Here is a 19,704-nt window from a genome sequence, read left to right as displayed (position 1 = left end):
CCTGCGCCTCTTATAATCCACGTGGTCGGCTCAAAGGCCGGCCTTTCCCCGCTATTGAACCGGAGAACACCCATGCTCAAACGCCCCCTGGCGCTCGCCGCCGGCCTCGTGCTGTCCTGCTGTGCCGTAGTCGCCCAGGCTGCTGAAACCCTGCGGGTCAGTGCCATTCCCGACGAAGCGCCGACCGAACTGCAGCGCAAGTTCAAGCCATTGGGCGAATACCTGGCCAGGCAGCTGGGCATGGAAGTGAAGTTCGTGCCGGTCGCCGACTACCCGGCAGTGGTGGAGTCGCTGGCCTCCGATCGCCTGGACCTGGCCTGGCTGGGTGGGTTCACCTTCGTCCAGGTACACTTGAAGGACCCGACCGCCACGCCACTGGTGCAGCGTGAGCAGGATGCCCAGTTCACCTCCAAGTTCATCACCGCCAACCCCGACGTGAAAAGCCTGGCCGACCTCAAGGGCAAGTCGTTTGCCTTCGGCTCCATCTCGTCCACCTCGGGCAGCCTGATGCCGCGTTACTTCATGCTCAAGCAGGACGGCATCAAGCCTGAGACCTACTTCAGCCGAGTGGCCTATTCCGGCGCCCACGATGCGACCGTGGCCTGGGTGCAAGCCGGCAAGGTCGATGGCGGCGTGCTCAATGCCAGTGTCTGGCAGAAGCTGGTCGATGCCGGCAAGGTCAACACCGCCAAGGTGAGGGTGTTCGCTACCACCCCGACCTACTTCGACTACAACTGGACCGTGCGCGGCAACATGGATCCGGCGCTGAAGGAAAAGATCAGGAAGGCATTCCTCGACCTCGACCCGGCCAACCCGGAGCACAAGGCCATTCTCGACCTGCAGGCGGCCAGCCGCTTCATCGAGACCAAGCCTGAGAACTACGTGGGCACCGAGCAGGCTGCACGCGAGGCCGGCCTGCTCAAGTGACGGTCTCCGGCGAAGTGGCTATCCAGCTGTACGGCGCCGGCCTGTGCCATGGCCAGGTGCGTGCGCTTGAAGCGGTGAACCTGCACATCTGCCAGGGCGAACGCGTCGCCATCATCGGGCCGTCGGGGGCCGGCAAGTCCAGCTTGCTGCACCTGATGGCCACGGCGCTCCAGCCCAGCAGCGGGCGCCTGGAGCTACTGGGCCAACAGCCCTGGGCGTTGTCTGCCAGGGCGCGGCAGCGCCTGCGTGCGCGGGTCGGCCTGGTGCATCAGGCCCCGCCGTTGCCGCCGCGCCAGCGCGTGGTGACGGCGGTGCTGGCCGGCCGCCTGGGGCAGTGGGGCGTGCTGCGAGGCTTGCTCAACCTGTTGTACCCCAGCGATGTGCCTGGCGCGCGCCAGGCCCTGGCCGAGTTGGGGCTGGCCGACAAACTGTTCGTGCAGTGTGGGCAATTGTCCGGCGGCCAGTTGCAGCGTGTGGGCATTGCCCGGGCGTTGTACCAGCAGCCGCAAGTGTTGTTGACCGATGAGCCGGTGTCGGCCATGGACCCAGTGCTGGCTGACCACAGCCTGGCCTTGCTCAACCGTCACGCCCAGGCCAATGGCGTGACCCTGGTGGCCAGCCTGCACGCGGTGGAACTGGCGCTGGCGCACTTTCCGCGAGTGATTGGCATTCGCGAAGGGCAGGTGGTGTTCGACTGCCCGGCGCAAGCGGTGACCGAGCAGTTGCTCGATGCGCTGTATGCCAATGAACAGCTGGTGCCGACGCCGCCTCAGGGGCCGACGCTGACCGTGCAGATTCCGCGATGCTGAAGGCTGACGAGCGCGACCCGGCCTTGCTGCCGAGGTTGCTGCTGGCCCTGCTGGCGGTTCTGGTGTTGTGGCCGGGCGTGCAACTGAGCGAGCTCAACCCCGGGGTACTGCTACAGGCGCAGAACCGCCAGCAGATCGCCAGTTTTACCAGCGCCTTCTGGCCGCCGGCTCACACTGCAGACTTCCTGGCGTTGCTGTCTGAAGCCACCTTGCAGACCCTGGCCGTGGCCACCGCCGGAATGGCGTTGGCCTTGTTGCTGGCGGTCCCTGCCGGGCTGCTGGCCAGCCGGGCCCTGTCGTTGCGCGCGGCCTCGCGTGGTGGTCGTGCGGGGCTGTGGTCACGCATGCTGCGCCTGCCGGTGCGCTGGCTGCTGATATTCCTGCGCAGCGTGCCGGAAATCGTCTGGGCGTTGTTGTTCGTGCGGGCTGTCGGGCTTGGGCCGACCGCCGGTGTGCTGGCTATCGCCATTACCTACAGCGGCATGCTCGGCAAGGTCTACGCCGAAATCTTCGAGTCGGTCGACCAGCGCCCGGCCCATGCGCTGCTGCAGGCGGGCAGTGGCAGGCTGGCGGCATTTCTCTACGGCATCCTGCCCAGCGCTGCATCGGAAGTGGTGTCGTATACCGTGTATCGCTGGGAGTGTGCGGTAAGGGCCTCGGTGGTGATGGGCTTCGTCGGTGCCGGTGGGCTAGGGCAGCAGATCGACCTGTCGATGCGCATGTTCGCGGGAGCGGAAGTGGCGAGCATGCTGCTGACGTTCCTGCTGCTGGTGATGCTGGCCGACCTGTTCAGCCGCTTGTTGCGCTGGAGGCTGGCATGAACCGGGCGATCAACCTGCTGCTGCTCGGGGCCATGATCGCCGCGGTGGTGGCCTCGTTCGCGTACCTTGAGCTGGACTGGCAAGCGCTGTTCGGCAATGGCGGGCTGGGGCAGATGGCGGAATACGCCGGGCGTTTTCTGCAGCCGGACCTGTCTGCCGGGCATTTGCGCGCGGTCGCGCATGGCGCGTTGGAAACCTTGGCCATGTCGGGGCTGGGCACTTTGTTGGCCATGTTGTTGGGCCTGGCGCTGGCGCTACCGGCCGCGGGCCGCTTCGGTTGGCCGCTGCAGGGCTGTGCGCGGTTGCTGCTCAATGCCCTGCGGGCCATTCCGGAACTGGTGTGGGCCGCGCTGACGGTGCTGGCAGCTGGGCTGGGGCCCAATGCCGGTACCCTGGCCCTGGCGCTGCATACCGCCGGGGTGCTGGGGCGGCTGTTTGCCGAGGCCCTGGAGAACGCGCCACCAGAGCCGGCGACGGCCATCCGCCTGCAGGGTGGCAGCCAGCTGGCAGCGTTCTGTTTCGGCACCTTGCCCAACCTGTGGCCGCAGTTGCTGGCCTACAGCTTGTACCGCTGGGAGAACAACATCCGCATGGCCAGTGTGCTGGGGTTCGTCGGGGCGGGTGGCCTGGGGCAGATGCTCTACACCACCTTGAGCCTGTTCCAGGAGGCCCAGGCCAGCACGGTGATCATGGGCATGCTGGTGCTGGTATTGCTGGTGGATGCCTTGAGTGATGTGCTGCGCCAGCGCTACGTGCGCGCCTGATCGGTAGCCGGGGCGCGTTGCGCCTGCATCCAGGCTGGCACCGGCTCTGGTGTGCGCGGCTGAAGCCGCTTTTGCAAGGATCAGGCAAGGTTTTGGATCCCGAGCAAGACAGATGCGTGCCTGGTATCAATCATTCAGGCACCCACCGCTTCGGCGCATTGCGCTTCCCGCTGCATCGACTCCAGGTTGCGTTCGATCGTCTCGCAGATGCTGTCCATCTGGATCTGGTGCTCACTGAAGCGGAACGGGCTCTGCAGGTCCGTGCCGATCCGCTCGATCGCCAGCAGCATGAACCCCACCACCGTGGACGCCAGTGGCGTGAACCAACCCAGCGACTCCACCAGGCCCACCGGCACGATCAGGCAGAACAGGGTAATGAACAGCCGCGGGAAATACACATAGGGGTAGGGGAGCGGGGTGTTGGCGATCCGTTCCATGCCCCCCTGGGCGTTGGACAGGTCTACCAGCGTCGACTCCAGCCGCGCCAGACGGATGCTGTCCAGCCTGCCGGCCTGGTATTCTCGCGCGAGCAGGGCCGCCGAGCCGCTGAGGATGTCGTTGGCGAAGTTGTTCGAGCGGTTGCGCCGTTCGAACTCTGCGGGCGGGATGAAGGCCATCAGCTCATCCGGGCAGCTCTCGCCCTTCAGGTGCGCCGCCAGGCAGTTCACATAGGCGATATGCCGGCGCAGCAGGCTGGCCTTGACTGGGTTGAGCGCGCCATCCGGGTCGTCGATCAAGGTCAGGGTCTGCCGGGCGAAGCTGCGCGAACTGTTGACCAGCGCCCCCCACAACGTGCGAGCCTCCCACCAGCGGTTGTAGGCGCTGCTGTTGCGAAAACTGACCAGCACTACCAACGCAGAACCCAGCAAGGTCAGCGGGATCAGCGGCAGGGTGAACTTGCTGTTGAAGAACAGCATGAAGTCAATGGTGACCAGCACATCCCAGATCAGCAGCCAGAACAGCGACCAGCCGATATAACCGATGGTCTTCACGGCCAGACGGTACTTGCGGACGATGATCTCTTTCACGCGGGGTACCTCGAAAATGGGCAGATGCAGGATCCGACGTCGAGGCAGGGCGAAGGTTCGGTGGGTGATTGTTGCAAGGGATTTTTGATTATACGGTCCAGCCCCAACGCGGCCTCGCTGGCTCAGCCGGGCTGAATCAACACCTGTTTCATCTGCACCAACGCCACTCGCGACCCCTCCCACGCCTGCCGCTCCTCGATACCGAACGGTACGAAGCCCAGCTGTGGATAGAGCAACAGGCCCGCAGTGTTGTGGTTGAAGCACGACACCCACACCTCCCGTGCTGCGAACTGTTGACGAGCCAGTTCGAGCATGGCTGTCACCAGGTACTGCGCTACGCCCTGGCCGCGCGCGGCGGGGGCCACGACCACGTTGCCCAGGGCGCACACGCCGCCGTGTTCGGCCTTGTAGAAGTTGGCGAAGGCCAGCACCGTGCCGTTGCCTTCCACCACCGTGGAGCCGCTGCGTTGGGCGATGGCATCGCTCAATTGCGCAGGGGTCAGGGGATAGGTGGCTTTGGGGAACATATAGAACAGTTCGGCCGGGCTTTGCGGGAAGCTGCAGATTGCGGGGATGTCGTCGGGCCGTACCGGGCGGTGGTTCAGGTGCATGGCGAGTCCTTGTGTGCTGGCTGATCGGAAGTCGCTACTGCGCCGCTGACGCTTCGCAATAGCGACCTGTGGCAGTGACACACGTTGTTCACTGCCGCTCTCGGATGTTCACCGAGGGTGGACGCCGGGCTGCAGCTATTGCACCGGATCGCTTACCGGCTTGGCAAAGATGGCCTTGAGTTCGCTGGTCATCGGGAATTCGAGGTTCAAGCCTTTAGGCGGAATCGGCTGCTGGAACCAGCGTTGGTAGATCCCGTTGATTTCGCCTGAGCTATACAGCTCGCCTAGCGATGCATTCACCAGGGCGAGGAACTGCGGGTCATCCTTGCGCACCATGCAGCTGTAGATTTCCCGCGACTGCTCTTCTCCGACTACCACCCAGTTGTGCGGGTCGCGCGCCTTGGCGCGTTCGCCGTAGAGCAGCGCATCGTCCATGTAGAGCGCCGCCGCCCGTCCGGACTGCAACATCTGGAAGGCTTCGCCATGGTCCTTGGCGCTGATCACGTACATGTCCATCTTGTGATCGATGTTGTAGCTTTTCAGGTAGCGCTCGTTGGTGGTGCCGGCGGTGGTCACCACATTCTTGCCACGCAAGTCGGCGAAGCGCTTGATCCCGCTGTCCTTGGCCGTCAGCAACTGGCCTTTGACATAAATGAACCCGTAGGAAAACGCCACCTGCTTCTGTCGCTCTGCGGTGACGCCGGTCGAACCGCACTCAAGGTCGACGGTACCGTTCTGCACCAGCGGAATACGGGTTTGCGATGTCACCAGGTTGTACTTCACCTTGAGCTGGGGCATTGCCAGCTTCTGCTGCACCCGCTCGACGATCTTGCTCGCCAGGTCTACCGAATAGCCCATCGGTTGGCCCGAGTGATCGCCCACGTAGGAAAATGGCACTGACGCATCGCGATAGCCCAGGGTAATGCTGTTGGCTTTGGCGATCTTGCTCAGGGTAGGCCCCAGTGCTGCTTCGTCAGCATGGGCCTGGGTGCCCAGCAACAGGGCGAGGGTACAGCCGATCAACGTGATTTTTTGCATTGTTGTTCTCCGTTGTGGGTAAGGGGTCAGCGACGTGCCGCAATCACGGATATTTCCACCAGCACCTGCGGGCGCGCCAGTTCGGCCTGCAAAGTGGTGCGGCTGGGCGCCTGGCCAGGTGACAGCCAGGCAGACCAGACGTCATTCATCGCATCGAAATCCCTGCCGATGTCCTTCAGGTAAATGGTCGCGCTGAGCAAATGGTCTTTGTCGCTGCCTGCCTCGGCCAGCAGTGCGTCGATTTTGTCCAGTATCTGGCGAGTCTGGCCAGCGGCATCGGTGGCGTCACCCGGCACCTGGCCGGAAAGAAACACCAGGTTGCCGTAGGTCACGGCGGCGGACAGGCGTGGATTGGGCTGGATGCGGTCAATGGTCATAGGGTAGTCCTTCAAGGGGGAGGGGATCACGCCGCACGGGGTGTGAAACCCTGCAGGTCGATGGAGGGGCGGCGTTGGCCGATCAGTTCACTCAGCAGGCGAGCGCTGGCGCAGGCCAGGGTAAAGCCCAGCGCACCATGACCAAGGTTCAGCCACAGGTTGCGATACGCCGTTGCGCCCAGCAGCGGCACGCCGCTAGGTGTGGCCGGACGCATGCCGGCCCATTCGACGGCGTAGTCATAATTACCGGCGTTGGCGAAGGTCTCGCGGGCCTGGCGTTTGAGCAGGGCCAGGCGCTTGGGGTCCAGCGACGGGTCGAAACCGACGATGTCGACCATCGCCGCCACCCGCAACTGCTCGCCGATCCGCGCGTAGACGATCTTGCGGTCGTAATCGGTGATGCTCAGGTCCGGCGCCCGGTGCTCGGCGCCGATCGGGACTGTCAGGCTATAACCCTTGAGCGGATACAGCGGCAGGTCGACACCCGGCAGTGCCAGCAACGCACTGCGATGGCCGGCGGCGACCACCAGTTGCTCGACCGGCAGCACTTCATCGCCCAGTTCGACCGCATTGACCACGCCATGCGCATGGCGGATGCCGGACACGGCCTGGCCCAGGCGGAACTGGCAACGTCCCGACGCCTGCAGGCGTGCCGCCAGTTGCTGACAGAAAGCATGGCAGTCACCTACCTCTTCATCCGGGGTATAGATGGCGCCGACAAAGGGGGTTTCTGCCAGCGCCGGGTCCAGGCGGGCGCAGTCGGCGTGCGACAACACCTGTTGCTGCTGGGGCGCGGCCAGGCTTTTGCGTGCATGTTCGAAGCTGCCGGCCTGGCGGAAGGTGACCAGCTTGCCGTTGCGCCGCCAGTGGAACCCCTCCAGGCCATCCTCCTCACGCCAGGCTTGCAAGGTCGACTGGCTCAACAGCGCCAGGCGCAACAGATGGCCTGCGTTGGCGCGATTGACCGAGGCGCGGCAAGCCCCGAGGAACGAGGCCATCCAGCGCCACTGTGCCGGGTCGAAGCGCGGGCGCAGCCTGAGCGGGGAGTCGCCGCGCAGCATCCAGCCAATGGCCTGCAATGGCACGCCGGCGTCGGCCAGCGGCGCCACGTAGCGATAGGACAGCTGGCCGCCGTTGGCGAAGCTGGTTTCGCTGCCCAACGTATCGCGCGCCTCGATCAGCGTCACGTCGAAGCCGTCGCGTACCAGTGCGTAAGCGGTTGCCAGGCCAATGACGCCACCGCCGATGATGCATACCTGCCGAGCCATGTCAGTCCTTGGTCGTTATTGGAACGAGCCTGAGGTTATGGCCAGGTGACAGGTGGCGGAAAATGAATAAAGATCGCTGAGCCATAAACAAAGGTTATGGACTGACCATGCGCCTTCGCCATATCGAGATTTTCCAGGCCATCCGCCAGACCGGCTCGGTCAGCGGTGCTGCGCAGTTGCTGCACGTTTCCCAGCCTGCCGTGACCAAGGTGCTGCAGCACGCCGAGCAGCAACTGGGTTTCCCACTGTTTTTGCGGGTGCGTGGCAAACTGCAGCCGACCCCCGAAGCGCTGGAGCTGGAGCGTGAGGTGGACAAGGTCACGGAGAGCCTGCAAGGGGTGCGCCGCCTGGCACAAAGCCTGCGTCGCGAGCCGGGCCACAGCCTGCGCATCGGTGCCACACCGGCACTGGCCCTGTCACTGTTGCCGCCGGCCATTCATGAGTGGATCCAGCGTTATCCGGACATCGCCTGTGAGCTGTCCAGCGCCCACAGCCGCGAACTGGTGCAGAACCTGCTGATGCGCGAGATCGATGTCGCCCTGACCCTGCAACAGCCCGATCACCCGGCGCTGAAGGCCCAGGCGCTGGCCAGCGGGGTGCTGGTGGCGTTGGCACCGGCCGGTTATTGGCCGCTGGAAGAGGAAGGCAAGCCGCTGCCGTTGACGGCCTTGGCCGATGCGCCCTTGATCGGGCTGTCCAGCGCCGACCCGCTGTCGGCCCGCCTCGACAGCTACCTCAAGGCAGTCGAGCCGCCGCCCCGGGTGAGCATCGCGGTACAGACCTATTCGCTGGCCAGGGCGATGGTCGAATCAGGTGCGGGGTTGGCGGTTATCGACCCGTTCACCGCGCTTGGCGCATTGCCTGGGGCGACCACGATTCGTCCGTTGGCACCGGCGCTGCCGATCACCTTGTATGCCGTGACCCGCGCTGCCGAGCCCTCACCGCATACCTTGAGTGAGTTGTTGACCGTCTTCAGCAGGCGTGCCCAGGGGCAGCTGGACCGTTGGGCTGATTGAAAACGGTTCGGGCAGGCACAAAAAAACCGGCTCAGTGGCCGGTTTCTCTGGTGTTCCGGGTCTGGAGGGACCGCTTGGAACGATGTGATGGTGCCCCGAGGGAGACTCGAACTCCCACTCCTTTCGAAAACGGATTTTGAATCCGCCGCGTCTACCAATTCCGCCATCAGGGCTTGTGGCGCGCAGTATAGAGAGGCTCCGCTGGTCGGTCAATCGGCTTTCATGGTCAATTTTCACACATTGGGCTAAACTTCCCGGCCCTGCCGAACCGAACATCATCATGCGCGTCGCCGATTTTTCCTTCGAACTCCCTGATTCCCTGATCGCCCGCCACCCGTTGGCCGAGCGCCATGGCAGCCGTCTGCTGGTGCTCGATGGGCCAACCGGTGCGCTGGCGCACCGGCAATTCCCCGACCTGCTCGAATACCTGCGCCCGGGCGACCTGATGGTGTTCAACAACACCCGGGTGATCCCGGCGCGCCTGTTCGGCCAGAAGGCTTCCGGCGGCAAGCTGGAAGTGTTGGTCGAGCGCGTGCTCGACAGCCACCGGGTGCTGGCCCATGTGCGTGCCAGCAAGGCGCCGAAAGAAGGCGCGGTGATCCTCATTGATGGCGGTGGCGAGGCGGAAATGGTCGCGCGCCACGACACGCTGTTCGAGCTGCGCTTCAGCGAAGAGGTGCTGCCGTTGCTCGACCGCGTCGGCCACATGCCGCTGCCGCCCTATATCGACCGCCCGGACGAGGGCGCCGACCGCGAGCGCTACCAGACCGTGTACGCCGAACGCGCCGGCGCGGTCGCCGCGCCCACGGCGGGCCTGCACTTCGACGAGGCACTGCTGGAGAAGATCGCCGCCAAGGGCGTCGAGCGCGCCTTCGTCACCCTGCACGTGGGCGCTGGCACCTTCCAGCCGGTGCGGGTCGACAAGATCGAGGACCACCACATGCATAAAGAGTGGCTTGAAGTGAGCCAGGATGTGGTGGATGCCATCGACGCCTGCCGCGCCCGTGGCGGTCGCGTAATCGCGGTCGGCACCACCAGCGTGCGTTCGCTGGAAAGCGCGGCGCGCGACGGCGTGCTCAAGGCCTTCAGCGGCGATACCGACATCTTCATCTACCCGGGCCGGCCGTTCCATGTGGTCGACGCCCTGGTCACCAACTTCCACTTGCCGGAGTCCACGCTGCTGATGCTGGTCTCGGCCTTTGCCGGCTACCCCGAGACCATGGCCGCCTATGCGGCGGCGGTGGCGCAGGGGTACCGCTTCTTCAGTTACGGTGATGCCATGTTCATCACCCGCAATCCGGCGCCACGCGGGCCCGAGGATCAAGCATGAGTCGCACCTGTCGAATGTCCTTCGAACTGCTGGCCACCGACGGCAAGGCCCGTCGTGGCCGCATCACCTTCCCACGTGGCACCGTGGAGACCCCGGCTTTCATGCCGGTCGGCACCTATGGCACGGTCAAGGGCATGCTGCCGCGCGATATCGAGGCCATCGGCGCCGAGATGATCCTGGGCAACACCTTCCACCTGTGGCTGCGTCCGGGCACCGAGGTGATCAAGAAGCACAACGGCCTGCACGACTTCATGCAGTGGAAAGGCCCGATCCTCACCGACTCCGGGGGCTTCCAGGTGTTCAGCCTGGGCGCCATGCGCAAGATCAAGGAGGAGGGCGTGACCTTCGCCTCGCCGGTCGATGGCGCCAAGGTATTCATGGGCCCGGAAGAGTCGATGCAGGTGCAGCGCGACCTGGGCTCGGATGTGGTGATGATCTTCGACGAGTGCACCCCTTACCCGGCCGAGCATGATGTGGCGCGCGCTTCCATGGAGCTGTCGCTGCGCTGGGCCCAGCGCTCGAAGAATGCCCATGCCGACAACACCGCGGCGCTGTTCGGTATCGTCCAGGGCGGCATGTACCAGGACCTGCGCATGCGCTCGCTGGAAGGCCTGGAAAACATCGGTTTCGACGGCCTGGCCATCGGTGGCCTGTCGGTCGGCGAACCCAAGCACGAAATGATCAAGGTGCTGGATTACCTGCCGGGCCAGATGCCGGCTGACAAACCTCGTTACCTTATGGGGGTAGGCAAACCGGAGGATCTCGTTGAGGGTGTGCGCCGCGGCGTCGACATGTTCGACTGCGTGATGCCCACGCGTAACGCGCGCAACGGTCATCTGTTCGTCGATACCGGGGTAATCAAGATCCGCAACGCGTTCCATCGCCACGATGATTCGCCGCTGGATCCGACCTGTGACTGCTATACCTGCAGCAACTTCTCCCGCGCCTATCTCCACCACCTGGACAAGTGCGGCGAAATGCTGAGTAGCATGCTGAATACCATCCACAACTTGCGCCATTACCAGCGCTTGATGGCCGGTTTACGCGAGGCTATTCAACAGGGTAAATTGGCCGCCTTTGTCGACGCCTTCTACGCCAAGCGCGGGCTTCCCGTACCGCCCTTGGACTGACTGTCCGCATCCATTATTAGAACATTACATTAGGAGTGCCCAATGAGCTTCTTGATCCCCGCCGCATACGCGGACGCCGCAGCACCCGCCGCCGGCCCAGCCGGTACCGGCTTCGAGTGGATTTTCCTGGTCGGTTTCCTGGTCATCTTCTACCTGATGATCTGGCGCCCGCAGGCCAAGCGTGCCAAAGAGCAGAAGAACCTGCTGAGCAACTTGCAGAAAGGTGACGAAGTTGTCACCAACGGCGGCATCGCCGGCAAGATCGTCAAGGTTTCCGATGATTTCGTGGTCCTGGAAGTTTCCGACAGCGTCGAGCTGAAGTTCCAGAAGGGTGCCATTGCGGCCACCCTGCCAAAAGGTACGCTCAAGGCTATCTGAGTTACCAGTTTCATTTTTCCAGTCGGGGCGCGCAAAGCGCCCCGCGTCTTGAACGGGCGGCGTGATGCTGAACAAATACCCTCTGTGGAAATACGCACTGATCGTGCTGGTACTGGCGATCGGTTTTATTTATTCCGCTCCCAACCTCTACCCGGATGATCCGGCGGTACAGATCAGTGGTGCCAGCTCGGCGCTGCACGTGAGCCAGGCCGACCTCGACCGCGTCAGCAAGGCGCTGGTCGATGCCAAGATCGCCGTCAAGGGCGCGAGCCTGGGTGAAAAGGGCAGCGGGCTGATCCGCCTGACCAATCAGGAAGACCAGCTGCCAGCCAAGGATGTCGTGCGCAAGGCACTCGGCGATGACTATGTCGTGGCCCTGAACCTGGCCCAGACAACCCCGCAATGGCTGCGCAACCTGGGCGCCAGCCCGATGAAGCTGGGCCTGGACCTGTCCGGTGGTGTGCATTTCCTGCTGGAAGTGGACATGGACAAGGCCATGAGCGCGCGCATGAAAGTCTACGAAGGCGAGGTCAAGACCTTGCTGCGCAAAGAGCGCGTCCGCTACCGCAGCCTGCCTCAGCAGGATGGCGGCATCATGCTGGGCTTCGCCGACGATGCCACCCGCGAGCAGGCGCGTGCCCTGATTCGCAAGAATTTCAATGATTTCGACCTGACCACCACCGAGCGCAACGAGCTCGCCGTGCTGCGTCTGGCGCTGACCCAGGCGAAAGTCGCCGAGATCCGCGAATACTCGATCAAGCAGAACCTCACTACCGTGCGCAACCGGGTCAACGAGCTGGGCGTGGCCGAGCCGCTGGTACAGCGCCAGGGCGCCAACCGCATCGTGGTCGAGCTGCCAGGCGTGCAGGACACTGCCGAAGCCAAGCGCATCCTCGGCAAGACCGCCAACCTGGAGTTCCGCTTCGGTGCCGAACCGGGTGCCTCCAGGGCCACTACCGAAGTGTTCGAGTTCCGTGAAGGCGGGCGTTCCGCCGCGGTCGAGCGCGGCCTGATCATCACCGGTGACCAGGTTACCGACGCCCAGGCCAGTTTCGACGAGCACGGCCGCCCGCAGGTGAACATCCGCCTTGATGGCCACGGTGGCGAGCTCATGAGCCGTGCTACCCGCAGCAATGTCGGCCGCAGCATGGCGGTGATTTTCATCGAGCAGAAGCCGGTCACCCGCTACGTCAAGCAGACCGTCGATGGCGTCGAGAAGGACGTTGCCGTCCAGAGCTTCCAGGAAGAGAAGAAGATCATCAGCCTGGCGACCATCCAGTCGCCCCTGGGCAGCCAGTTCCGCATCACCGGCCTGAACGGCCAGGGCGAATCGTCCGAACTGGCCCTGCTGCTGCGTGCCGGTGGCCTGGCCGCTCCGATGTACTTCGCTGAAGAGCGTACCATCGGCCCAAGCCTGGGTGCCGATAACATCACCAAGGGCATCGATGCGTCGCTGTGGGGCATGCTGTTCGTCTCGCTGTTCATCATTGCCATCTACCGCGGCTTCGGTGTGATCGCCACCGTCGCCCTGGCGGGCAACATGGTCCTGCTGCTGGCGCTGATGTCGCTGCTGGGCGCCACCCTGACCCTGCCCGGTATCGCCGGTATCGTGCTGACCATGGGGATGGCGGTGGACGCCAACGTGCTGATCTTCTCGCGTATCCGCGAAGAGCTGAAAGCTGGCATGTCGGTACAACGCGCCATCCATGAAGGCTTCAACCGCGCCTACACCGCGATCATCGACGCCAACCTGACCAGCCTGCTGGTCGGTGGCATCCTGTTCGCCATGGGTACCGGCCCGGTCAAGGGCTTTGCGGTCACCATGTCCCTCGGGATTTTCACCTCGATGTTCACCGCCGTCATGGTGACTCGCGCAATGGTCAACCTGACCTGCGGCGGGCGTGACATCAAGAAGCTGTGGGTTTGAGGGAGCTGCGATGAAAACCATCAATTTCATGGGCGTGCGCAATGTCGCGTTCGCCATCACCGTGCTCCTCACCGTGCTGGCGCTGTTCAGCTGGTGGCAGAAGGGCCTGAACTTCGGCCTCGACTTCACCGGTGGTACGCTGATCGAGCTGACCTACGAGCGACCCGCCGATCTACAGGCGGTGCGTAGCGAGCTGGTCAGCTCCGGCTTCCACGAGGCGGTGGTGCAAAGCTTCGGCGCTACCACCGACCTGTTGGTGCGCATGCCGGGCGATGACCCACAGTTGGGCAACAAAGTGGCCGAAGCCTTGCAGAAGGCCGGCGGCGACAACCCTGCCACGGTCAAGCGGGTCGAGTTCGTCGGCCCGCAAGTGGGTGAAGAGCTGCGCGACCAGGGTGGCATGGGCATGCTCCTGGCCCTGGGCGGCATCCTCATCTACCTGGCCTTCCGCTTCCAGTGGAAGTTCGCCGTGGGCGCGATTGTCTCGTTGATCCACGACGTGGTGGTGACCCTGGGTATCCTGTCGTTCTTCCAGATCACCTTCGACCTGACCGTGCTGGCTGCGGTGCTGGCGATCATCGGTTACTCGTTGAACGACACCATCGTCGTGTTCGACCGGGTGCGCGAGAACTTCCGCGTCATGCGCAAGGCCTCGCTGATCGAGAACATCAACGTTTCCACCACGCAGACCCTGCTGCGTACCATCGCCACCTCGGTTTCGACCTTGCTGGCCATCGCCGCATTGCTGTTCTTCGGTGGTGACAACCTGTTCGGCTTCTCGCTGGCACTGTTCATCGGTGTCATGGCCGGTACCTATTCGTCGATCTACATCGCCAACGTGGTGCTGATCTGGCTGAACCTGAGCAGTGAGGACCTGATCCCGCCGGCCAAGAGCGACGGTGTGGACGACCGTCCATAAGGCATGCTGCATGCCGCCTGGCGGCCCGAAAGGCGCAAGTACTGAACTTGCGCCTTTTTTTTTACTCCAAGGCTGGGAGAAGGCGGGTCGGACCCGCCGGTATGATCAGGAGGTTCATGTGAACAAATCAATGCTGGTAGGTGCGGTACTGGGTGCTGTCGGTGTGACTGCCGGAGGTGCTGTCGCGACCTACAGCTTGGTCAACAAGGGGCCTGAATATGCCCAGGTCACCGACGTGCAACCGATCAAACAACAGGTTAAAACCCCGCGTGAGGTCTGCAAGGACGTCACCGTGACGCGTCAGGCGCCAGTCAAGGACCAGCACCAGATCGCCGGTACTGTGGTAGGCGCCCTTGCCGGCGGTCTGTTGGGTAACCAGATCGGCGGTGGTACTGGCAAGAAGATTGCCACTGTGGCCGGTGCGGTCGGTGGCGGTTATGCCGGTAACAAGGTGCAGGAAGGCATGCAGGAGCGTGATACCTACACCACTACGCAAACCCGCTGCAACACGGTCAATGACATCAGCGAGAAGGTGGTGGGCTACAACGTCAAGTACACCATCGGCGACCAGGTAGGCCAGGTGAAGATGGATCACGAACCCGGTTCGACCATTCCGGTGGACAAGAATGGCAAGCTGATCCTCAGCGAAGCCGTGCAGTAAGGCGCATGCGGCCTGTTCTAGATGTGAGGAGCGGCCTTGCGTCGCGAAAGGGGCGCGTAGCGGCCCCGGGGTCTGTGAACCATTAGAGATCGTCGGGGCTGCTTTGCAGCCCTTTCGCGGCGCAAGGCCGCTCCCACAAGAAGCAGATTGCGCATGGCTTCGAAAGGCAAAAAAAGCACCCCGAGGGGTGCTTTTTTTTGCCTGCAATCCGCGCTTAGCGCTTCATGCTCTCTGGCAGGTGCGGCTGGATGGCAGTCAGCACCGCCTTGAAGCACTTGATGTTGCCAGCAACGATATGGCCTTTCTCGAGGAAGTCATGGCCACCGTTGAAATCGCTGACCAGGCCGCCCGCTTCCTGGATCAGCAGCACGCCGGCTGCCATGTCCCATTCGGACAGGCCCGATTCCCAGAAGGCATCGAAACGGCCTGCAGCCACGTAGGCCAGGTCCAGGCTGGCGGAGCCGGCGCGGCGGATGCCGGCGGTCTGGCCAGTCAGTGCGCGGAACATGCCCAGGTAGTTGTCCAGCTCGGCCATCTGGCTGTCACGGAACGGGAAGCCGGTGCCCAGCAGGGCGCCTTCCAGGCTGGTGCGCGAGCTGACGCGCAGGCGACGGCCATTGAGCTGGGCGCCACGGCCACGGCTGGCGGTGAATTCTTCCTGGCGAACCGGGTCGACGATCACGGCGTGCTCAAGGCGGCCACGGTATTTGCAGGCGATGCTGACCGCGAAGTGCGGGATGCCACGCAGGAAGTTGGTGGTGCCGTCCAGTGGGTCGATGACCCACAGGTAGTCCTTGCCTTCTTCGCCGCTGCCCGCGTGCAGGCCGGTTTCCTCGCCCTGGATGGAGTGGTTCGGGTAGGCCTTGCGCAGGGCGTTGACGATGCTTTGCTCGGCGGCGCGATCGACTTCGGAAACGTAGTCCTTGGCCTCTTTCTCATCGACCTTGATGCTATCCAGGCGTTCGATGGAGCGGAAAATCAGTTCACTGGCGCTGCGAGCGGCGCGCAGGGCGATATTCAGCATAGGCTGCATGGGCGGGTCACCTGGAGATGTTAAAGAAGAAAGCCGATTATTCTAGCAGAAATCTTTGGCGGCAGAAGTGTGACATTTGCTTTCGTGGCGTTACGTCTGTCGGTTCTGTAAGATCGAAAGCCCTGATTCCTGCATCTGTGAGCACGACACCTTGCTGCAAAATATTCGTGTTGTTCTGGTCAATACCAGCCACCCCGGCAACATCGGCGGCGCTGCGCGTGCCATGAAAAACATGGGCTTGTCGCGTCTGGTGCTGGTGCAGCCGAAAGAATTTCCCGCCGTGGATGCAAGCGCCCGAGCCTCGGGGGCCGACGATGTGCTGGACAACGCCCAGGTGGTCGACAGCCTGGAGCAGGCGCTGGTCGGCTGCAACCTGGTGATGGGCACCAGCGCCCGCGAACGGAGCATTCCCTGGCCGCTGATCGGCCCGCGTGAATGCGGGGCCAAGGCGGTGGAACATGCCAATGGTGGCGAGGAGATCGCCCTGGTGTTCGGGCGCGAGCACGCCGGCCTCACCAACGAAGAACTGCAGCGATGTCACTTCCACGTGCACATTCCCTCCAACCCCGACTTCAGCTCGCTGAACCTGGCTGCCGCCGTCCAGGTGCTCGCCTACGAGGTGCGCATGGCCTGGCTGGCGGCCGGTGAGGTAGCGGGCAAGGTCGACAAGGTTGACGCCAGCGAACTGGCGACCATGGACGAAATGGAGCTGTTCTACGACCACCTGGAAAAGACCCTGGTCGGTATCGGCTTCCTCGACCCCGAGAAGCCCAAGCACCTGATGCCGCGCCTGCGCCGGCTGTACGGGCGGGTCGCGGTCGAGCGTTCGGAAATGAGCATTTTGCGCGGCATCCTCACCGAGACCCAGAAGGTGGTTCGGGGCGAGCCGCATAAACGGAAGGACTGACAGATGTTCGAACGCCTGCGTGAAGATATTCAAAGCGTATTCCACCGTGACCCGGCTGCGCGCAACGCCTTCGAGGTACTGACCTGCTACCCCGGCATGCACGCCATCTGGCTGCACCGCCTGGGCCATGCCCTGTGGAAGCGTGATTTCAAATGGCTGGCGCGCCTGGTGTCGAATTTCGGGCGTTGGCTGACCGGCATCGAGATTCATCCCGGCGCCACCATCGGCCGACGCTTCTTCATTGACCACGGCATGGGCATCGTCATTGGTGAAACCGCCGAGATCGGCGATGATGTCACCTTGTATCAGGGGGTGACTTTGGGCGGCACAAGCTGGAACAAGGGCAAGCGCCACCCCACCCTGGAAAACGGCGTGGTGGTAGGGGCGGGGGCCAAGGTGCTGGGCCCGTTCACCGTCGGCGCCGGGGCCAAGATCGGCTCCAATGCAGTGGTGACCAAGGCGGTGCCGGCGGGCGCCACGGCGGTGGGTATCCCGGGGCGGATCATCGTCAAGAGCGAAGACACTGAAGTGGAGGCCAAGCGCAAGGCCATGGCCGAGAAAATCGGTTTCGATGCCTACGGTGTCAGCGGCGACATGCCCGATCCGGTGGCCCGTGCCATCGGCCAGATGCTCGATCACCTGCAAGCGGTCGACGAGCGGCTTGAGGGGATGTGCGGGGCCCTGACCAAGATGGGCAGCGACTATTGCGCCAAGGAGCTGCCCGCGCTGCCGGAAGATGACTTCAAGGATGTCGCCCAGGTGGCCCAGCGCGACACTCAGACGCATTGATTGCGCCGTGTCCGCGGTGCAATGACATACGGGGCGTGTGCTGGCGCCCCTGGTCTGCTACACTCGCGCCCGCCTCCCAGATGCAAACCCGACTAAAGCAGTAGGTCTAATAGTTGACTTAAATGCTCGGGAATCGCATACTCGCACACATCCCGAAACTCCCGTGGTACCCAATAGCCATGCGACTGACTACCAAAGGCCGATACGCCGTGACCGCCATGCTCGACCTGGCGTTGCACGCGCAGCATGGGCCGGTGTCTTTGGCCGATATTTCCGAGCGCCAGGGCATTTCCCTTTCTTATCTGGAACAGCTGTTCGCCAAGCTGCGCCGCAGCAGCCTGGTTTCCAGCGTGCGCGGTCCAGGCGGTGGCTACCAGCTGTCGCGGGGCATGGAAACCATCCAGGTAGCCCAGGTCATCGATGCGGTCAACGAATCGGTCGATGCCACGCGCTGCCAGGGCCTCGGGGACTGCCATGCCGGTGATACCTGCCTGACCCACCACCTGTGGTGCGACCTCAGCCAGCAGATCCATGAATTCCTCAGCGGCATCAGCCTGGCCGACCTCGTCATGCGCCGCGAGGTGCAGGAAGTCGCCCAGCGCCAGGACCTGCGTCGTGTCGCAGGCCGAGTCGCCCAGCTGGACAAGATTGAGACGTCCGCCGTCGATTGATCCCGCTGGGACGACGAGCGACGCCACCGCCTGATAGGAGAGACAAATGAAGTTGCCGATCTACCTCGATTACTCCGCGACCACTCCGGTCGATCCACGCGTGGCCCAGAAAATGGCCGAGTGCCTGCTGGTCGACGGAAACTTCGGTAACCCGGCTTCCCGCTCCCACGTCTTCGGCTGGAAGGCCGAGGAAGCGGTCGAAAACGGCCGCCGTCAGGTTGCCGAACTGATCAATGCCGATCCGCGCGAAATCGTCTGGACCAGCGGTGCCACCGAGTCCGACAACCTCGCGCTGAAAGGAGTCGCGCACTTCTATCAGACCAAGGGCAAGCACATCATCACCTCCAAGATCGAGCACAAGGCAGTCCTGGACACCGCCCGCCAGCTGGAGCGTGAAGGTTTCGAAGTCACCTACCTGGAGCCGGGCGAAGACGGCATCGTCACCCCGGCCATGGTAGAGGCAGTGCTGCGTGACGACACCATCCTGGTCTCGCTGATGCACGTGAACAACGAAGTCGGCTCGATCAACGATATCGCCGCCATCGGCGAACTGACCCGCTCGCGCGGCGTGCTGTTCCACGTCGACGCCGCCCAGTCGGCCGGCAAGGTCGAAATCGACCTGCAAAAGCTGAAAGTCGACCTGATGTCGTTCTCGGCGCACAAGGTCTACGGTCCCAAGGGTATTGGCGCGCTGTACGTCAGCCGCAAGCCGCGGGTACGCCTGGAAGCCATCATTCACGGCGGTGGCCATGAGCGGGGCATGCGTTCGGGCACCCTGCCGACCCACCAGATCGTCGGCATGGGCGAAGCCTTCGCCATCGCCAAGCAGGAAATGGCCGCGGAAAACGTACGCATCAAGGCCCTGAGCGAGCGCTTCTTCAAGCAGGTTTCCAACCTTGAAGAGCTGTACGTCAACGGCAGCCAGACCGCCCGCGTGCCGCATAACCTGAACCTGAGCTTCAACTACGTCGAAGGCGAATCGCTGCTGATGTCGCTGAAGGACATCGCCGTATCGTCCGGTTCGGCGTGCACCTCCGCGTCGCTCGAACCGTCCTACGTATTGCGCGCCCTGGGCCGCAACGACGAGCTGGCGCACAGCTCGATCCGCTTCTCCTTCGGCCGTTTCACCACTGAAGAAGAAGTCGACTACGCCGCGCAGAAAGTCTGCGAGGCAGTGAACAAACTGCGTGAGCTGTCGCCGCTGTGGGACATGTACAAAGACGGCGTTGACATCTCCAAGATCGAGTGGGCCGCCCACTAAGCAGTCGCCGGCAAGAGCGGCTCCCTGATGAGGAAGGAA

General features: G+C 63.4%; 21 protein-coding genes and 1 tRNA gene. 15 read left to right on the top strand and 7 right to left on the bottom strand.

Features of this window, described 5'->3' with window-relative positions:
* Positions 1 to 72 precede the first annotated feature (72 nt).
* The 4 genes from ACVWZT_RS04710 to phnE are packed head-to-tail and all read left to right on the top strand — an operon-like array spanning position 73 to position 3,321.
* The gene (locus ACVWZT_RS04710) at positions 73 to 927 is read left to right on the top strand and encodes a putative selenate ABC transporter substrate-binding protein (RefSeq protein ID WP_457468366.1); all 855 of its coding nucleotides are present in this window, start codon (positions 73 to 75) and stop codon (positions 925 to 927) included.
* Positions 928 to 941: 14 nt separating this feature from the next.
* Positions 942 to 1,736 (top strand): phosphonate ABC transporter ATP-binding protein, encoded by a 795-nt coding sequence (locus ACVWZT_RS04705; RefSeq protein ID WP_457472021.1) that lies wholly within the window; start codon positions 942 to 944, stop codon positions 1,734 to 1,736.
* Positions 1,730 to 2,557, top strand: a complete 828-nt coding sequence (locus ACVWZT_RS04700; protein ID WP_296231740.1) for a PhnE/PtxC family ABC transporter permease — start codon at positions 1,730 to 1,732, stop codon at positions 2,555 to 2,557. The genes ACVWZT_RS04705 and ACVWZT_RS04700 overlap by 7 nt, the downstream gene beginning before the upstream one ends.
* Positions 2,554 to 3,321: a phosphonate ABC transporter, permease protein PhnE gene (gene phnE, locus ACVWZT_RS04695; protein WP_296231739.1), complete on the top strand. Its 768-nt coding sequence runs from the start codon at positions 2,554 to 2,556 to the stop codon at positions 3,319 to 3,321. Before ACVWZT_RS04700 ends, phnE begins: the two co-directional genes overlap by 4 nt.
* 134 nt (positions 3,322 to 3,455) lie before the next feature.
* On the opposite strand, the gene ACVWZT_RS04690 is transcribed toward phnE, so the two are convergent.
* The 5 genes from ACVWZT_RS04690 to ACVWZT_RS04670 form a co-directional block, all read right to left on the bottom strand.
* The gene (locus ACVWZT_RS04690; protein ID WP_457468364.1) at positions 3,456 to 4,349 is read right to left on the bottom strand and encodes a bestrophin family protein; all 894 of its coding nucleotides are present in this window, start codon (positions 4,347 to 4,349) and stop codon (positions 3,456 to 3,458) included.
* Positions 4,350 to 4,471: 122 nt separating this feature from the next.
* A complete protein-coding gene (locus ACVWZT_RS04685; protein ID WP_457468362.1) occupies positions 4,472 to 4,960 on the bottom strand; it encodes an N-acetyltransferase family protein in 489 nt (162 codons plus the stop codon).
* 135 nt (positions 4,961 to 5,095) lie between these two features.
* Complete coding sequence (locus tag ACVWZT_RS04680) at positions 5,096 to 5,998, bottom strand: transporter substrate-binding domain-containing protein (protein WP_457468360.1); 903 nt, start codon at positions 5,996 to 5,998, stop codon at positions 5,096 to 5,098.
* A 26-nt stretch (positions 5,999 to 6,024) separates the two neighbouring features.
* Positions 6,025 to 6,375: a RidA family protein gene (locus tag ACVWZT_RS04675; protein ID WP_457468358.1), complete on the bottom strand. Its 351-nt coding sequence runs from the start codon at positions 6,373 to 6,375 to the stop codon at positions 6,025 to 6,027.
* Positions 6,376 to 6,401: 26 nt separating this feature from the next.
* Positions 6,402 to 7,643, bottom strand: a complete 1,242-nt coding sequence (locus tag ACVWZT_RS04670) for a D-amino acid dehydrogenase (RefSeq protein WP_457468356.1) — start codon at positions 7,641 to 7,643, stop codon at positions 6,402 to 6,404.
* 107 nt (positions 7,644 to 7,750) lie between these two features.
* Here ACVWZT_RS04670 and ACVWZT_RS04665 point away from each other — a divergent pair, with 107 nt between their 5' ends.
* Positions 7,751 to 8,659, top strand: a complete 909-nt coding sequence (locus tag ACVWZT_RS04665) for a LysR family transcriptional regulator (RefSeq protein WP_457468354.1) — start codon at positions 7,751 to 7,753, stop codon at positions 8,657 to 8,659.
* 88 nt (positions 8,660 to 8,747) lie between these two features.
* Here the strand turns inward: ACVWZT_RS04665 and ACVWZT_RS04660 are convergent.
* Positions 8,748 to 8,832, bottom strand: a tRNA-Leu gene (locus ACVWZT_RS04660).
* Positions 8,833 to 8,939: 107 nt separating this feature from the next.
* Here ACVWZT_RS04660 and queA point away from each other — a divergent pair.
* The 6 genes from queA (at position 8,940) to ACVWZT_RS04630 (ending at position 15,004) form a co-directional block, all read left to right on the top strand.
* A complete protein-coding gene (queA, locus tag ACVWZT_RS04655; protein WP_170028339.1) occupies positions 8,940 to 9,989 on the top strand; it encodes a tRNA preQ1(34) S-adenosylmethionine ribosyltransferase-isomerase QueA in 1,050 nt (349 codons plus the stop codon).
* A 14-nt stretch (positions 9,990 to 10,003) separates the two neighbouring features.
* Entirely contained in the window at positions 10,004 to 11,119 is a 1,116-nt protein-coding gene (tgt, locus tag ACVWZT_RS04650) for a tRNA guanosine(34) transglycosylase Tgt (RefSeq protein ID WP_161959640.1), read from the top strand.
* A gap of 42 nt (positions 11,120 to 11,161) precedes the next feature.
* Positions 11,162 to 11,497 carry a preprotein translocase subunit YajC gene (yajC, locus tag ACVWZT_RS04645; RefSeq protein ID WP_085623861.1) on the top strand — a complete coding sequence of 112 codons (336 nt, stop codon included), beginning with the start codon at positions 11,162 to 11,164 and terminating at the stop codon, positions 11,495 to 11,497.
* A 64-nt stretch (positions 11,498 to 11,561) separates the two neighbouring features.
* Complete coding sequence (secD, locus tag ACVWZT_RS04640; protein ID WP_296231730.1) at positions 11,562 to 13,424, top strand: protein translocase subunit SecD; 1,863 nt, start codon at positions 11,562 to 11,564, stop codon at positions 13,422 to 13,424.
* Positions 13,425 to 13,434: 10 nt separating this feature from the next.
* Positions 13,435 to 14,343 carry a protein translocase subunit SecF gene (secF, locus tag ACVWZT_RS04635; protein WP_296231729.1) on the top strand — a complete coding sequence of 303 codons (909 nt, stop codon included), beginning with the start codon at positions 13,435 to 13,437 and terminating at the stop codon, positions 14,341 to 14,343.
* Positions 14,344 to 14,461: 118 nt separating this feature from the next.
* Complete coding sequence (locus tag ACVWZT_RS04630; protein ID WP_457468351.1) at positions 14,462 to 15,004, top strand: glycine zipper 2TM domain-containing protein; 543 nt, start codon at positions 14,462 to 14,464, stop codon at positions 15,002 to 15,004.
* Positions 15,005 to 15,218: 214 nt separating this feature from the next.
* On the opposite strand, the gene suhB is transcribed toward ACVWZT_RS04630, so the two are convergent.
* Positions 15,219 to 16,037 carry a type III secretion system regulator SuhB gene (gene suhB / locus ACVWZT_RS04625; RefSeq protein ID WP_440807033.1) on the bottom strand — a complete coding sequence of 273 codons (819 nt, stop codon included), beginning with the start codon at positions 16,035 to 16,037 and terminating at the stop codon, positions 15,219 to 15,221.
* A gap of 151 nt (positions 16,038 to 16,188) precedes the next feature.
* Between suhB and trmJ the strand changes: the two genes are divergently transcribed.
* The 4 genes from trmJ (at position 16,189) to ACVWZT_RS04605 (ending at position 19,665) form a co-directional block, all read left to right on the top strand.
* Entirely contained in the window at positions 16,189 to 16,944 is a 756-nt protein-coding gene (gene trmJ, locus ACVWZT_RS04620) for a tRNA (cytosine(32)/uridine(32)-2'-O)-methyltransferase TrmJ (RefSeq protein WP_296231725.1), read from the top strand.
* Between the two features lie 3 nt (positions 16,945 to 16,947).
* On the top strand, positions 16,948 to 17,733 hold the full coding sequence (gene cysE / locus ACVWZT_RS04615) for a serine O-acetyltransferase (RefSeq protein WP_296231724.1): 786 nt from the start codon (positions 16,948 to 16,950) through the stop codon (positions 17,731 to 17,733).
* 179 nt (positions 17,734 to 17,912) lie between these two features.
* Positions 17,913 to 18,404, top strand: a complete 492-nt coding sequence (gene iscR / locus ACVWZT_RS04610) for a Fe-S cluster assembly transcriptional regulator IscR (RefSeq protein ID WP_050704358.1) — start codon at positions 17,913 to 17,915, stop codon at positions 18,402 to 18,404.
* A gap of 46 nt (positions 18,405 to 18,450) precedes the next feature.
* Positions 18,451 to 19,665, top strand: a complete 1,215-nt coding sequence (locus tag ACVWZT_RS04605; RefSeq protein ID WP_457468348.1) for an IscS subfamily cysteine desulfurase — start codon at positions 18,451 to 18,453, stop codon at positions 19,663 to 19,665.
* Positions 19,666 to 19,704 lie beyond the last annotated feature (39 nt).

Source organism: Pseudomonas sp. TE21394 (assembly GCF_054057835.1).
The sequence above is the reverse complement of the archived record's forward strand: the minus strand, read 5'-3'. Positions and strand labels throughout refer to the sequence as shown.

Bases quoted from the DNA above. Each gene is read 5' to 3' on its own strand.
- ACVWZT_RS04710 (WP_457468366.1), top strand. From the start codon at position 73: ATGCTCAAACGCCCCCTGGCGCTCGCCGCCGGCCTCGTGCTGTCCTGC.
- ACVWZT_RS04700 (WP_296231740.1), top strand. From the start codon at position 1,730: ATGCTGAAGGCTGACGAGCGCGACCCGGCCTTGCTGCCGAGGTTGCTG.
- phnE (WP_296231739.1), top strand. From the start codon at position 2,554: ATGAACCGGGCGATCAACCTGCTGCTGCTCGGGGCCATGATCGCCGCG.
- ACVWZT_RS04685 (WP_457468362.1), bottom strand. From the start codon at position 4,960: ATGCACCTGAACCACCGCCCGGTACGGCCCGACGACATCCCCGCAATC.
- ACVWZT_RS04680 (WP_457468360.1), bottom strand. From the start codon at position 5,998: ATGCAAAAAATCACGTTGATCGGCTGTACCCTCGCCCTGTTGCTGGGC.
- ACVWZT_RS04675 (WP_457468358.1), bottom strand. From the start codon at position 6,375: ATGACCATTGACCGCATCCAGCCCAATCCACGCCTGTCCGCCGCCGTG.
- ACVWZT_RS04670 (WP_457468356.1), bottom strand. From the start codon at position 7,643: ATGGCTCGGCAGGTATGCATCATCGGCGGTGGCGTCATTGGCCTGGCA.
- ACVWZT_RS04665 (WP_457468354.1), top strand. From the start codon at position 7,751: ATGCGCCTTCGCCATATCGAGATTTTCCAGGCCATCCGCCAGACCGGC.
- queA (WP_170028339.1), top strand. From the start codon at position 8,940: ATGCGCGTCGCCGATTTTTCCTTCGAACTCCCTGATTCCCTGATCGCC.
- tgt (WP_161959640.1), top strand. From the start codon at position 10,004: ATGTCCTTCGAACTGCTGGCCACCGACGGCAAGGCCCGTCGTGGCCGC.
- yajC (WP_085623861.1), top strand. From the start codon at position 11,162: ATGAGCTTCTTGATCCCCGCCGCATACGCGGACGCCGCAGCACCCGCC.
- secD (WP_296231730.1), top strand. From the start codon at position 11,562: ATGCTGAACAAATACCCTCTGTGGAAATACGCACTGATCGTGCTGGTA.
- secF (WP_296231729.1), top strand. From the start codon at position 13,435: ATGAAAACCATCAATTTCATGGGCGTGCGCAATGTCGCGTTCGCCATC.
- suhB (WP_440807033.1), bottom strand. From the start codon at position 16,037: ATGCAGCCTATGCTGAATATCGCCCTGCGCGCCGCTCGCAGCGCCAGT.
- cysE (WP_296231724.1), top strand. From the start codon at position 16,948: ATGTTCGAACGCCTGCGTGAAGATATTCAAAGCGTATTCCACCGTGAC.
- iscR (WP_050704358.1), top strand. From the start codon at position 17,913: ATGCGACTGACTACCAAAGGCCGATACGCCGTGACCGCCATGCTCGAC.
- ACVWZT_RS04605 (WP_457468348.1), top strand. From the start codon at position 18,451: ATGAAGTTGCCGATCTACCTCGATTACTCCGCGACCACTCCGGTCGAT.